Source organism: Mycobacterium genavense ATCC 51234 (assembly GCF_000526915.1).
Classification (GTDB): domain Bacteria; phylum Actinomycetota; class Actinomycetes; order Mycobacteriales; family Mycobacteriaceae; genus Mycobacterium; species Mycobacterium genavense.
Genome location: NZ_JAGZ01000002.1, coordinates 516,095 through 530,251, shown reverse-complemented (window position 1 = coordinate 530,251; position 14,157 = coordinate 516,095). Strand labels below are relative to the sequence as shown.

The following is a 14,157-nucleotide window of genomic DNA, read 5'->3' as shown; positions in this document are numbered from 1 at the left end:
ACCTAACGTTGTTGCGTAGCGGCAAATCGGCTGTCGGTGTAACGGCGCAGGTTGCTCAGAAACCGCCGCAGCCCGAGGTTCAACAGCGGCCCGACGACGACCATCGCCAGCCGCGCGAGCCGCGCGGGTTTCTGCGCCATCGTCCAGGTCAGTCGGCAGCCCCCGGGATCACCTCGACGCGATAGTCCTCGGCGAAGGCGGCCACGGCCGCCGTCGAGCACTCGTTGAACCGGAATGCCATGCGGGTGAACGGTTCCCAGGCCAAAAACTCCTCGTCGCCGGTGAGGCCGCCGCGCATCTCGACGACGCGGGTGGTGCCCACGCCGCGCGGCTCGGGGCTGGTCCAGGTGACCTTGGTGATCACGCTCACCCAGCGCGGCCAGGCCTGCGCGTCGGCGAGGACTTCGAAAACCTGCTCGGGCGTGATGGCCAGGTCGACGCTGTTGCGGAACCGGAAAGGCGCGTTGTCGATGAAGTCGAGGCCGACGCGCTCGCAGGCATGCATGGCGATAACTTAGCCCGGACCGTCGCTGGCCGCCGCCAGCAGTGGCACCAGCACCTCGCTGATCGGCGTCGGCAGGCCGTGGGTGCGTGCCTTACGGATGATCACTCCGTTGCGCAGATCCCATTCCATCGGCCGCCCGTGCTCCCGGTCGGCCAGTATCGAGGTGCCCATGTCCTGGGCTGCGCTCCGGAACATGCCGACCAACTCGTCGACGGTGCCGTCCGGCAGCCGGGCGCCTTCGGCCCGCGCGATGGCCAGGCATTCGGCGACCTAGCGGCGCGACAACTCGGCGACGTCGTCGCGGCGGAACATCCCGGATCGTCGTCCGGACAGCGCCATGAACCCGGCCAGCGCGTTGCCCAGCAGTTTGCGCCAGGCTCCGGTCAAGAAGTCGAGGTCGCAGTCCACCCGGCAGCCGGCGCCACGCAGCAATTCGGCAACCGTTTGGGCCGCGGGCCCGCTCGGCAGCACCAGGGCGGCCTCGGTGCGCAATCGCACCCAACCCCCGGGTTGGGTCTCGGCGCCGTACCAGACGATCCCCGGGACCACGGGCGACGACGGACACAGCGGCTGCACGTGCTCGACCTGCTCGACGCCGTTCTGCAGCACCGTGACGATGGTGTGCTCGGCGCACAGCCGCGACAGCCAGGGGCGGCGGCGTTCTGGGTGGCCTTGACCGCCAGGATCACGACGTCGACCGGGCCCGATACCGCGGCGGGATCGGTGTGCACCGGCCCGCGCACCACGATCGGCGCCCCGTCGTCCGGGCGCAGTTCGATGCCGTTGCGGGCGCTGCGACCGCAGACCAGCACCGAATGCCCGGCCCGGTACAGCAGCGCGGCGACCGTCGTGCCGACCGCGCCGGGACCCACGAGTGCGATGTGTGTGGCGATGAAGGCGAAGTTACCCGGCCCCTTAGACTGGTCACTCGTTCAGCCGGGTAAAGGGGATTATTTGTGTTGCGCAGCTACGCCGCTGGTTCGCTCCGGGGCCGCGACGCCGGTCAACAGGTAACGCTGGTCGGCTGGGTGGCCCGGCGCCGCGACCACGGTGGCGTCATCTTCATCGACCTGCGGGACGCGTCCGGCATCGCGCAGGTGGTCTTCCGCGCGGCCGACGTGCTCGAGCAGGCACACCGGTTGCGCGCCGAATTTTGCGTGGCGGTCGCCGGCGTCGTCGAGATCCGCCCGGAAGGCAACGCCAACGCCGAAATCCCCACCGGCGACGTCGAACTCAACGCCACGACGCTGACCGTGCTCGGCGAATGTGCGCCGCTGCCGTTCCAATTGGACGAGCCGGCCGGCGAGGAGCTGCGCCTGAAGTACCGCTACCTCGACCTGCGCCGCGACGGCCCGGCCGCGGCAATCCGGTTGCGCTCCAAGGTGAATGCCGCCGCCCGATCGGTGCTGGCGCGCCACGACTTCGTCGAGATCGAGACGCCGACGATCACCCGCTCGACGCCGGAGGGGGCGCGCGACTTCCTGGTGCCGGCCCGGCTGCACCCCGGATCGTTCTACGCCCTGCCGCAGAGCCCGCAGCTGTTCAAGCAGTTGCTGATGGTGGCCGGCATGGAGCGCTACTACCAGATCGCCCGCTGCTACCGCGACGAGGACTTCCGCGCCGACCGCCAGCCCGAATTCACCCAGCTCGACATGGAGATGAGCTTCGTCCACGTCGAGGATATCATCGCGATCTCCGAGGAGATCCTGGGCGCGTTGTGGGCGCTGATCGGCTACCGGATTCCGACGCCGATCCCGCGGATCAGCTACGCCGACGCGATGCGCCGGTACGGCTCCGACAAGCCGGACCTGCGTTTCGGGCTGGAGCTCGTCGAGTGCACGGAGTTCCTCTCCGACACCACATTTCGAGTGTTCCAGGCGCCCTATGTCGGTGCGGTGGTGATGCCCGGCGGAGCGTCGCAGCCGCGCCGCACCCTGGACGGCTGGCAGGAATGGGCCAAACAGCGCGGCCACCGCGGGCTGGCCTACGTGCTGGTCGGCGACGACGGCGAGTTGTCCGGGCCGGTGGCCAAGAACCTGTCCGACGCCGAGCGCGACGGCCTGGCCGGGCACGTCGGGGCCAACCCCGGCGACTGCATCTTCTTCTCGGCCGGACCGGCGAAGGCGTCGCGCGCCCTGTTGGGTGCCGCCCGGGTCGAGATCGCCAACCGGCTGGACCTGATCGACGCGGGAGCCTGGTCGTTCGTCTGGGTGGTCGACCCGCCGCTGTTCGAGCCGGCCGAGGACGCCACCGCCGCCGGTGACGTCGCCGTCGGCGCCGGTGCCTGGACCGCGGTGCACCACGCGTTCACCTCGCCGAAGCCGGAGTTCTCCGACGTGGTCGACACCGACCCGGGCGTCGTGCTGGCCGATGCCTACGACATCGTCTGCAACGGCAACGAGATCGGGGGCGGTTCGATCCGTATCCACCGCCGCGACGTCCAGGAGCGGGTGTTCGCGGTGATGGGCCTGGACCGGGCCGAGGCCGAGGAGAAGTTCGGATTCCTGTTGGAGGCGTTCACGTTTGGCGCGCCGCCGCACGGCGGCATCGCGTTCGGCTGGGACCGGATCAACGCGCTGTTGTCCGGGGTGGACTCCATCCGTGAGGTGATCGCCTTCCCGAAGACCGGCGGCGGTGTCGACCCGCTGACCAATGCGCCCGCGCCGATCACCGCGCAGCAGCGCAAGGAATCCGGAATAGATGCCAAACCCAAAAAGGTTGACCAGGCATGACCGAAGGCTTTCCCGACACCGAAACCGTCAAGGCGTTCAACACCACCATCGCCGACGAATTCCGCGCCAACGGCGGCAAGGTCGCCGGCCAGTTCGAGGGCGCCGATCTGCTGTTGCTCACCACGACCGGCGCCAAGTCCAGGCAGCAACGCCTGTCGCCGCTGGCCTACTTCACCATCGACGGCAGGCTGATCATCATCGGCTCGTTCGCCGGCGCCCCCAAGGATCTGGCCTGGGTGCACAATCTGCGGACCACCCCCGCGGGCGTACATCGAGGTCGGCACCGACGCCAACGACGTGACATCGCGCGAACTGCCGCCCGCCGAACGCGAGGCGATCCTGCCCAAGGTCATCGCCACGGCGCCGGTGTTCGCCGAATACCCGTCGAAGACCAACCGGGTCATTCCGCTGTTCGAGTTGCAGCGCGCCTGACGCTTGCATTGCCGCGCCCGCCGGCGCTGCGGTAAGCAAGCGAGATGAGCACTTCGCTGCTGACGCGGCCGTTCGCGGGCACAGCGGCATTGGTCGCAGGCGTCAACCGGGTCCGCGGCGTGTGGTTCTACCTGGTGCAGACCTCGGTCGCGGCGGGTCTGGCCTGGTTCATCGCGCACGACGTCATGGCGCATCCCCAACCGTTTTTCGCCCCGATCGCCGCGGCGGTGTCGTTGTCGACCAGCAACGTGCTGCGCGCGCAACGCGCCATCCAGATGATCATCGGGGTCACCGTGGGCATCGGCACCGGGATCCTGGTGGAGGCGCTGCTCGGACCCGGGGCGGTGCCCATCGCGGTCGCGGCGCTGGTTGCCCTGTTGGCCGCGGTCTTCATCGGTCAGGGCTACATCGGCCAGGGAATGATGTTCGCCAACCAGACCGTCGTGTCGTCGATTCTGGTGCTGGCCCTCTATCGCAGCGGCGTCAGCTGGGAACGCATCTTCGACGCACTGATCGGCGGGGGATTGGCGATCGTCGTCGCCATCGGGTTGTTCCCGGCCGACCCGCTCGCCCTGTTGCGCAGTGCGCGCGTCGAGGTGCTGCGCACGCTGCACGCGGTGTTGGACCGCACCGCCGAATTCGCTTGTGGCCGTGAGGTTCCCGCGACAGACTGGCCGTTGCCGGCCGTCGACCGGGTGCACGAGCAGCTGGGCGGACTGATCCAGGCCCGCACCACGGCGCGTCAAGTGGTGCGAGTCGCGCCGCGGCGGTGGCGACTTCGCGATGCCGTGCGCGCCGCCGATCGTCAGGCCGTGCAGCTGGCCCTGCTGGCCGGCTCCGTGCTGCAGCTGGCCCGCACGGTGCTGCCCGCACCCGAATCCGGGCCGGACGGCCGCCGCGACCGTCTGCCCCAACCCGCGCAGGCGGTGCTGGCCAACCTCGCGCGGGCGACGGCCCGTGCCGACTCCGATCCTGTGATCGCGACCGCCCACGTCGACGCCGCCCGCCGGCACGCGTCGACGCTGCTCGCGAATGCGCGGGAACGGTCCGAGGTGGTGTTGGCCGACGCCGTGCAGGCCTGCGTCGAGGACCTGCAGCGGGTGATCGAACTGCGGTAGCTCAGAACGCGCCGGCCTGGAACTCCTGCACCAGCTTCTTGGGCGCCCGCGCCAGCCAGGCCTCGGTGATCAGCTCCTCGAGGCCGCGAACGTCGATCTCGGCCAGCCTGACCAGCACCGCGGAATAGCCGTCGAAATGCGGGGTGGTGAAGTAGACCCGCGGCTCGTCGGTGACCAACGCGAACTTGACGCCCTCGTCGGACACCCAGACGCCGAGGATGTCGCCCTCGGGCGGCTCGGTTCCCGTCGCCGACAGCGCTTCGCGGTCCGACGGGCGCAGCGGTCGTTCCCACGCCAGCAACTTCCTGCCGACCCGCCAGTCATGCGGCGACTGCTCGGAGGTGAGTGGCAGCTCACCTACGATCCGGGCGACGTCGTCCCAGGTGGCCACCCAATCGATTGTGCTCCCGCTATGGTGCGGTTGGTGCCGTATTGAGGAGGTCGCCCGTTGTCCGCTGCCGTGTCACCACCGGCCACCCGTCGCCACCGCATCACCCATCGCACCGAGTACCGGTATTCGGACGTCGTGGCCAGTTCCTACGGCCGCGGCTTCCTCACCCCGCGCGACTCGCAGCGCCAGCGGTGCGTCGCGCACCGACTGACCATCGATCCGGTCCCCGCCGACAGCTCTACCAGCGTCGACGGCTACGGCAACATCAGCTCCTATTCCCACGTCACCGAGCCGCACACCACCCTGACGGTGACCAGCGACTCCATCGTCGACGTGTATCCGGCGCCACCCGAGCGCTACCGCGGCGGGCCGGCCGTCCAACCCTGGGAGGCGGCCCGGCCGACCGGGCGGCGGGGAGCGCTGGCGACCGAGTTCACCCTGGACCTGAACCCGCCGGAGATCACCGACGAAGTCCGCGCCTACGCGGCGCCCAGTTTCGTGCCGGGGCGCCCGCTGATCGAGGTGCTGCGCGATCTCGCGTCGCGGATCTTTTCCGACTTCACCTACCGGTCGGGGTCGACCACGATTTCCACCGGGGTCGACGAGGTTCTAGCGGCCCGGGAAGGGGTATGCCAAGACTTTGCACGGCTGGCGATCGCCTGCCTGCGCGCCAACGGGTTGGCAGCCAGCTACGTGTCCGGCTACCTGGCCACCGACCCGCCACCGGGAAAGGAACGAATGATCGGCATCGACGCCACCCACGCCTGGGCCGCGGTCTGGACTCCGCAGGAGCCCGGCGCGTTCGAGTGGCTGGGACTGGATCCCACCAACGACCAGATGGTCGACGAGCGGTACATCATCGTCGGCCGTGGCCGTGACTACGCGGACGTGCCGCCGCTGCGCGGCATCATCTACACCGACTCCGAGCACAGCGTGATCGACGTCGCCGTCGACGTCGTGCCCTTCGAAGGCGACGAAACTCTATGCGTGACTTCAACTGCCCGAACTGCGGCCAGCGCCTGACGTTCGAGAACTCCACCTGCCTGAAATGCAAGAGCGCGCTGGGGTTCTCGCTCGAACAGATGGCGCTGCTGGTGATCACCGAGGGCGAGGCGGGCGAGCAGCCCGGTTTCGTCAACGCCGCCGAATATCAGCTGTGCGCGAATCGTCTAGTCGCCGAATGTAATTGGCTGGTGCCTATCAACAATCCCCGGCTGCTCTGCCAGTCCTGTGTGCTGACGACCGAACGGCCCAACGATGCCGACGCCGTCGGCCTGGCGGAGTTCGCGGCGGCCGAGGCGGCCAAGCGGCGGTTGATCGCCGAGCTGCACGAGCTGAAGCTGCCGATCGTCGATCGTGGCCAGGATCTCGATTTCGGGCTGGCCCTCCGGTTGCTGTCCAGCGCGCACGAACAGGTGCTGACCGGCCACGAGAACGGGGTCATCACAATCGATTTGGCGGAGGGTGACGACGTCCACCGCGAGCAGCTACGCGTCGAGATGGACGAGCCGTATCGAACTCTGCTGGGCCACTTCCGCCACGAGATCGGCCACTACTACTTCTATCGGCTGGTCGACCCGTCCGACGATTACCTGCGGCGGTTCAACGAGTTGTTCGGCGATCCGGATGCCGACTATCAGCAGGCGCTGGACCGGCATTACCGCGAGGGGGCGCCGGAGGGCTGGCAGGAGAACTTCGTGTCGTCCTACGCGACCATACACCCCGCCGAGGATTGGGCCGAAACGTTTGCCCACTACCTGCACATCCGCGACACCCTGGACACCTGCGCGTGGTCCGGGTTGGCCCCGGCGTCGGCCACGTTCGACCGGCTGCCGTTGGGCCCCAGCGCTTTTGGCGCCATCATCGACCTGTGGCTGCCGCTGTCGTGGTCGCTGAACATGGTGAACAGGTCGATGGGCCACGACGATCTGTACCCGTTCATGCTGCCGGGCCCGGTGCTGGAGAAGATGCAGTTCATCCACAACGTCATCGAAGAGGTGACGTCGAACACGCCGGCCGCCGTCGCGGGTTAGGCGGGCATCACCCGTCGTGCGTCGGGCCCCCACAGCGGCTGCATGCCGCCGGGCAGGGTCAGCTGCGTGTCGGTGATGACCCCGGCCAGCTCGCGCAGTTCGGCGTGGATCGTGGCCAGCAGATCGGCCAGCTCTTCGCGACGCCCGTCGACGGCCGCCTCCAGCTCGCCGGGGTGCGAGCGGCGCAGCAGCGTGCCGATCTCCTCCACCATCCATTCCGGACGCGACGACCCCGACGCGCTGGGCAGGCCCTTGAGGTTCGTCCGCAGCCGCTCCAGCTGATAGAGCAGCGAGCGCGGGTTGTCCGCGTCGAACAGCATCAGCTCGGCCACCGCGGCGATGCTGACCTGCCGACGGTGCGGCGCCGGTAGATGACCGACGATTCGCACGCCACCAGCGTCGACTCGATGACGGTCTGTTCGGCATCCGCGCCACGGACCGTGGTGAGCGTCTCGCCCAGCAGCGCGTTCAGCCACAAGCCGCGCTCGATCCGCTTGCCGATGTCCATCATCGTCCAGCCCACGTCGCGCACCATCGACTCGCTGGCCACTCCGGACAGGGTCAGCATCCCGGCCAACGCGTGCCGGTGCGCCAACGCCAGCACGGTGTCGGCCTCGGCCAGCGACTGCGGCGGCTCGGGCCGGTGCGCAAGTCCGCGCTCAGAGTGGCCAGCACCACCCAGGTGTCGTTGGACATCTGGTCGCGCACCGCCCGCGCGGCCAGCGCGAGGCCTTCGACCGACTGGACCAGGGATCCCGGCCGGTCCGGGTCAAAGGTCAGCGCCCACAACGTCGACGGGACGATCGCGATCATCTCGGCGTGGTCGTTGTCGGCTCCAGTGTCGGTGCCGGTGATGCGGCCCAGGGCGGCCATCAGCACCGGCAGCACCTCGCTTTCCTCGGTGTCCTGCTGGTGGCGGTAGACGTGGAAGCGGTCGCGGGCGGCGATCAGCAGCCTGGCCGTGCTCTCCGCCCGCTCGCCGTAGCGGCCGATCCAGAACAGGTCGGACAGCACCCACGGCGAGCTGACCCCCCAGGTGCCCGCTGCCGTCTTGACCGGCTGCACAGCGGTGGGCAGCGTGATGGTCTCCGCTCGAGCGCGTTCCGTCGGCCGTACCCAAACATCTTTAACAGCAACAGTTTTCAGTGTGTACGCGGCGGGTCCCGGTGCGACGACGTAGCCGACCCCGCCGATCATCGGGGCGTAGCCGCTGCGTTGGGCAACCGTGAACAACCGCATGCCGATTCCGGCCGAGGACAACACGCCGGCGTGATCGGTCGGCGCCGAGGAGAACTGGGGCAGTTCCTGGCCGGCCCACTGCCACGGCATGTCTTGGATCCGAGCGGCCAGCTCGTCCAGCTCAGCCGACGAAAGTGCCGGTCCGACAATGGTTTCCCCGCCGACCGTGGACTTGATCAGCAGCGACGACAGATTGGCCAGTAGGTGCGAGCGCTCCCTGTCGATGCCGCCCCAGTACACCGGCGCGGTGTTCAGCAGCGGGGCTTCGCCGAGTAGCCGCTCGGCCAGCTCGGGCAGAAAGCGCAGCAGCCCAGGGCTTTCCAGGATGCCGCTGCCCAGCGTGTTGACCACGGTCACGGTGCCCCGCCGCTGCGCCTCCACCAAACCGACCACGCCGAGCCGGGAGTCGGCGCGCAGGTCCAGCGGGTCGGCATACAGCGCGTCGACCCGGCGCAGCACGACGTCGACCCGGTTCAGGGTGCCCAGCGAGCGCATCCACAGTTTGCCGTCGCGGACCACCAGGTCGGCGCTTTCCACCAGCGGAAAACCCAGCAGCGTCGCGAGATACGCCTGGTCGAAGGCGGTTTCGGAGTAGATACCCGGGCTGAGCACCACCACCAGCGGGTCTTGGGCGTCGTCGGGTGCGGAATCGATCAGGGCCAGCCGCAGCGCCTGGGCGAACGGTGTGTTGGGTCGCGGCGCGATCCGCTCGTAGAGATCGGGGATCGCGTGCGCGACGACGCGCCGGTCCGCCAGCGCATAACCGGCGCCCGAGGGGGCTTGCGTCCAGTCCGCGTTCACCTCGAAGGCGCCGCTCGGCAGCCGGCTCAGATCACAGGCGTGCATGAAAAGCTGGTGCTGGCCCAGCACTTCGATGCCGCTGGCCGCGCGCACGTAGCCGGGGTGGGCGAACACCAGCTCCGGCGGCAGCATGCCGTCGGTGAGCAGGGTGCGCGGGCCGTACAGGTCGGCGAGCACGGCATCGAGCAGCCGCGAGCGCTGCACTAGCCCGGCTTTCAGGACCTCCCAATCGGCCGCGGACACCACGATCGGCAGGGTGTCCAGGCTCCACGGCCGCGGCTCGAGGGCATGGCCGCTGGTGGGATCGACCTCGGTGTAGGTGATGCCGTCGTTGTCGATCAGGTTGTGCACCACCGTACGCAGCTGGTTCAGCCCGGTGCGGCCGCGTTCGGCGACGGTGTCGGCCAGCTCGACCCAGGCCGGTCGCACCTGTCCGTCTTCGCCGAGGAATTCGTCGTAGCCGGCCGACTGCGCACCGGCGGGGCGCAGCTCGAACAGCGGCTCCTGGGCGCGCGCGGCCCGGTATCCGGCTAGCAGCCGGTCGGCGTCGTAATGATCCGACGGGTCGAGTGCCATGAAGATGCCAGTTCCGGAAGACGTCATCACCGCTGCACGGTACGCACGCGCCGCAGGTCGAGAATGCCCGGCGCGCCGATGTCGGTGAATATCCGGGCCTGCTTCTCCCGGATGCCGGACAGGTCCAGTTTGCCCGGGGTGAAGCCGGTCGCCTCGAACCGCCGCGCGCCGCGCCTCGGCCTCCACGGCGTTGACGGGCGGTTCGTCGTAGGCGCGCCCGCCGGGATGGGCGACGTGGTAGGTGCAGCCGCCGCGGGAGGTGCCCGACGTCAGGTCGATGAGCTCGAACTGCAACGGCACGTCGGTGGTGATCGTCGGGTGCAGCGCGCTGGGCGGCTGCCACGCCTTGTACCGCACCCCGCCCACATGGATGTCGGGGTTGTCGGTGGCCAGCAGCGGCACCGGGTAGCCGTTGCAGGTCACCACGTAGCGGTGCCGGTCGGCGCCGATGATGCGGATCTGCAGCCGCTCGACCGAGGAGTCGACGTAGCGGGCGGTGCCGGTCGCGGTGGCCTCCTCGCCGAGGGTGTTCCACGGCTCGATCGCCCCACGCAGCTCGATCTCGACGCCGTCGAAGACGGCGGTGCCGATGCGCGGGAAGCGGAACTCGGTGAACGGGTCCAGCCAGCTGGTCTCGAACGCGATGCCGTGTGCGCGCAGATCGGCAGCCACGTCGGCAATGTCGTGAATCAGGAAGTGCGGCAACAGGTATCGACCGTGCAGATTGGGGCCGTGCCGGATCAGCGGGGCGCGCAGCGGCTCGTCCCAGAACCAGGACACCAGCGAGCGCACCAGCAGCGACTGCACCATCGCCATGCGCAGATGCGGCGGCATCTCGAACCCGCGCAGCTCCAGCAGGCCGAGCCGGCCGCGGGGGCTGTCGGGGCTGTAGAGCTTGTCGATACAGAACTCGGCCCGGTGGGTGTTGCCGGTGATGTCGGTCAGCAGGTGCCGCAGCGCGCGGTCGGTCAGCCACGGTTGTGGTGGTCGACCCGTGGATGACGCAGCAAGCCGGGCGATTTCGGCGAACGCGATCTCCAGCTCGTACAGCGCCTCGGCGCGGCCCTCGTCGACCCGGGGCGCCTGGGAGGTGGTGCCGACGAAGCGGCCGGCGAACAGGTAGGACAGCGACGGGTGCCGCTGCCAGTAGGTCAGCAGCGACACCAGCAGATCCGGGCGGCGCAGCAGCGGCGAGTCCGCGGGCGTTACGCCGCCGAGGGTGATGTGGTTGCCGCCTCCAGTGCCGCCGTGGCTGCCGTCGACGTCGAACGACTCCGTGGACAACCGGGCCAATCTGGCTTGCTCGTACAGGGTTTCGAGCTGCTGGCGCTGTTCGTCGAAGCTGGTGGTCGGCGCGACGTTGACTTCGATCACACCGGGGTCGGGCGTGATCGTCGTCGACTGCAGCCGCGGGTCCGGCGGCGGACCGTAGCCCTCGATCACAACCGGGCGCTGCGTCTTGGCCGCCGCGGCCTCGGATACGCCCGACGAGGTCGACGAAGTGCTCCAGCGCCTCGGTGGGCGGCAGGAACAGGTACAGCAGCCCGTCGCGGACCTCGGCGATTATCGCGGTGGGCGGTGCGGTCTCGGCGTCTTCGACCACCGCGCCGGTCGACTCCGTGGACAGCGCGTGGCCGACGGCCAGCGGATCGGCGTGGAACGACGGGCGCGGCGGCTGCCAGCTGACCGACTTCAGCGGCAGCCGCAGCCCCGCCGGCGAATCGCCCTCGAGTAGCACGATGCGCCCGCGGCGCAGCTGCCAGTTCGCGCTGGCCCAACCGGTTCCGTCGTCGCGGCGGTGCAGCGGCAGCACGAATGCGGCTGGTTCCGTGGTGGTTTCGTCGAGGTGAGCCAGCAGCGCGGCGCGCGCCGCGGTGTCGTCGTCGGCGAGGTCGTCGCCGGGTTCGACCGGGCCGCCCTGGGGCAGGCGGACTTTGGCCGCGAGCCGGGCCAACGGGTCCTCGAAGGCCGGCCGCACCTGGGACAGTGGCAACCCCAGACCCTCGGCGACCTCGGCGAGCACCTTGTACGCCGTCTCGTTGTCGGCTGTCGAACTCGTCGGCTGTTGGGTCCACGGGTCGGCCAGCAGCGTGTCGTCGGTCCACAGCGGCAACCCGTCGGTGCGCCAGTAGATTCCAATCTGCCAGCGCGGCAACGGTTCTCCCGGATACCACCGGCCCTGCCCGCGATGGATCAGTCCGCGGGGGGCCCACACCGCTTTCAAACGGGCGGCCAGCTCGGACGCGCGCTGTCGCTTGTGCGGCCCGTCGGACGCGGTCGTCCACTTTTCGTCGACCTGATTGTCGACCGAGACGAAGGTGGGTTCGCCGCCCACCGTCAGCCGGACATCGCCGGCGGCGAGCCGTTCGTCGACGCCGCGGCCGACCGCGCAGATCGTCTCCCAGGCCGCGTCGGTGTAGGGCAGGGTGACGCACGGATCCTCGTGGATGCGGGTGACGGTGTTGGAGAACTCCAGCGTGGTCTCACACTGTTCGGTGCTGCCGGTGATGGGGGCTGCGCTGGAGGGATGCGGCGTGGCCGCCAGCGGGATGTGGCCCTCACCGGCGAACAGCCCCGAGGTGGGATCCAGCCCGATTCAGCCGGCGCCGGGAATGTACACCTCGGTCCACGCATGCAGGTCGGTGAAATCGGCCGCGGGCCCGGACGGGCAGTCGAGGGCTTCGACGTCGGAGGCCAGCTGCACCAGGTAGCCGGAGACGAACCGGGCGGCCAGCCCGAACTGGCGCAGGATCGACACCAGCAGCCATGCCGAATCCCGGCACGATCCGACGCCGGTGCGCAGCGTGAAATCCGGTGTCTGGACGCCGGGTTCCATGCGCAGGCTGTAGGCCACGTCGGCGTTGACCGCCCGGTTGAGCGCGACCAGGAAGTCGATGGTGCGGGTGCCCTCGGGGACCGAGAAGCTCCGCACCCATGCCTGCGCCAGCTCGCCGGGGCCCGAGCCTTCGGTGTCCTCGTCGACGGGCCGCAGGTAGGGCTTGAGGTCGTCGGCAAGTGTCTTGGGATAGATCAATCCCGAAGCGGGAGGCCATTTTCGGCCCAGTCCTCGATGAAGAAGTCGAACGGGTTGATCACCTTGAGGTCGGCGATGAGCCCGACGGTGATCGTCAACTGCTGCATGGGGTTCGGAAACACAAGCCGGGCAAGGAAATTGCCGAGCGCGTCCTGTTGCCAGTTGATGAAGTGGTCGGCGGGCTCGACGCGCAGCGAGTAGGCCTCGATGGGTGTACGCGAGTGCGGAGCCGGGCGCAGCCGCACGACGTGCGGGAACACCGACACCAGCCGGTCAAAGGTGTAGCTGGTGCGATGCTCCAGCGCAACTTTGATGCTCATAACCGCTGATCTCATCACAAGGGCAGCAGCACCGCAGCGCGTGGCGGGTCGGCGGTGCAGCGTGGCTACGCGGGCGCCGGCCCCGGAGGCGGACCGGGCGGCGGTCCCGGCTGGTAGCCGGGCTGCTGCACCGGCACCACCTGACCACCCGAAAGCTTGCGGTAGGAGTAGGTCAGGATCAGTGCCGCGACGGGGGCCGCCACCAACACACCGACACCGCAGGCCACCAGGCCGACGAAAACTGTCGCCGCCGTCACCAGCCACACCAGCAGGGCATTGACGAAATTCGACCCGGCCAACGAGAAGCCCGACGAGAACCCCTTGACGGCGTTCTCCGAGCGGTCGACGACGAACAGGATGACGAATTGAGTGAAGATGCCCACCACGATTCCGGGGAGGAAGCACGCGGCGTAACCGATCGAGGTGAGGATGCTGACCAGGAACGCGGCGAGAAACGCCATGCCGAGGTTGCGCGGCTTGAAGAAGGATCCGATGTTCACCGGCTGCCCGTCGGCGAGGTCCAGGCACCCCGACAGGAACCCGGCCTGGGCGAACGCGGTCACGATCAAGGACACGACGTAGCCGAGCCCCACGATGGCCATTCCGGTGGGACTGAGGTTGGCCGCGAAGCTGAAGTCGTAGTCGGAAGAGTCGTACGGTGTCACATTCGAGCTCATGTTCTGGTCGACAAAGTTCAGCGTGGACGCCGCGGCGAACAGCAGCGCGTAAACCAGGGTGGGAACGATCAACGCGACGGCGTTCCTGGTGAAGGTGTTCCAGGCCCAGCCGAACGCCTCGGCGACGCGGAATGGCGGTTTAACCGGGCCGCCGTAGCCCGGCGGCGGGTAACCGGGGGAGGTGCGCCGTAGCCGGGCGGCGGGCCGTAACCGGGAGGCGGGGGCTGGCTCATGTGCCGTCCTAACGTGCGCGGAACCTGGCAACCGAACCTAACAAATGCGCGGTGGGGTAGCGAGGA

Annotated in this window: 6 protein-coding genes and 5 pseudogenes; 5 read left to right on the top strand and 6 right to left on the bottom strand. The window is 69.0% G+C overall.

The window, feature by feature from the left end; genetic code table 11:
• Window positions 1-2 precede the first annotated feature (2 nt).
• Window positions 3-505 (bottom strand): annotated as a pseudogene (locus T428_RS26290) (SRPBCC family protein).
• A gap of 9 nt (window positions 506-514) precedes the next feature.
• Window positions 515-1,398, bottom strand: a pseudogene (locus T428_RS26285) (oxidoreductase).
• Window positions 1,399-1,461: 63 nt separating this feature from the next.
• Here T428_RS26285 and aspS point away from each other — a divergent pair.
• From aspS to T428_RS0107135, 3 genes and pseudogenes are all read left to right on the top strand, one after another.
• A complete protein-coding gene (gene aspS / locus T428_RS0107145; RefSeq protein ID WP_025735940.1) occupies window positions 1,462-3,237 on the top strand; it encodes an aspartate--tRNA ligase in 1,776 nt (591 codons plus the stop codon).
• A pseudogene (locus T428_RS26280) lies at window positions 3,234-3,669 on the top strand (nitroreductase/quinone reductase family protein). Before aspS ends, T428_RS26280 begins: the two are co-directional and overlap by 4 nt.
• A gap of 44 nt (window positions 3,670-3,713) precedes the next feature.
• Window positions 3,714-4,787, top strand: coding sequence for an FUSC family protein (locus T428_RS0107135; RefSeq protein ID WP_025735939.1), 1,074 nt, complete (start codon window positions 3,714-3,716; stop codon window positions 4,785-4,787).
• Window position 4,788: 1 nt separating this feature from the next.
• On the opposite strand, the gene T428_RS0107130 is transcribed toward T428_RS0107135, so the two are convergent.
• Window positions 4,789-5,178: an MmcQ/YjbR family DNA-binding protein gene (locus tag T428_RS0107130; protein ID WP_025735938.1), complete on the bottom strand. Its 390-nt coding sequence runs from the start codon at window positions 5,176-5,178 to the stop codon at window positions 4,789-4,791.
• A gap of 57 nt (window positions 5,179-5,235) precedes the next feature.
• On the opposite strand from T428_RS0107130, the gene T428_RS0107125 reads away from it, so the two are divergent.
• Both T428_RS0107125 and T428_RS0107120 read left to right on the top strand, forming a co-directional pair.
• Window positions 5,236-6,201, top strand: a complete 966-nt coding sequence (locus T428_RS0107125; protein ID WP_051465145.1) for a transglutaminase family protein — start codon at window positions 5,236-5,238, stop codon at window positions 6,199-6,201.
• On the top strand, window positions 6,162-7,211 hold the full coding sequence (locus tag T428_RS0107120) for a zinc-binding metallopeptidase family protein (protein WP_025735936.1): 1,050 nt from the start codon (window positions 6,162-6,164) through the stop codon (window positions 7,209-7,211). Before T428_RS0107125 ends, T428_RS0107120 begins: the two co-directional genes overlap by 40 nt.
• Here T428_RS0107120 and T428_RS26275 read toward each other — a convergent pair.
• From T428_RS26275 to T428_RS34180, 3 genes and pseudogenes are all read right to left on the bottom strand, one after another.
• Window positions 7,208-9,827: pseudogene (locus T428_RS26275) on the bottom strand (circularly permuted type 2 ATP-grasp protein). The gene T428_RS0107120 and the pseudogene T428_RS26275 overlap by 4 nt on opposite strands.
• 26 nt (window positions 9,828-9,853) lie before the next feature.
• Window positions 9,854-13,181, bottom strand: a pseudogene (locus T428_RS33180) (transglutaminase family protein).
• Window positions 13,182-13,246: 65 nt separating this feature from the next.
• Window positions 13,247-14,122, bottom strand: a complete 876-nt coding sequence (locus tag T428_RS34180; RefSeq protein ID WP_245604817.1) for a hypothetical protein — start codon at window positions 14,120-14,122, stop codon at window positions 13,247-13,249.
• Between the last annotated feature and the right edge of the window lie 35 nt (window positions 14,123-14,157).

Coding starts and splice junctions, on each gene's coding strand:
- T428_RS0107135 (WP_025735939.1), top strand. CDS start 3,714: ATGAGCACTTCGCTGCTGACGCGGCCGTTCGCGGGCACAGCGGCATTG.
- T428_RS0107120 (WP_025735936.1), top strand. CDS start 6,162: ATGCGTGACTTCAACTGCCCGAACTGCGGCCAGCGCCTGACGTTCGAG.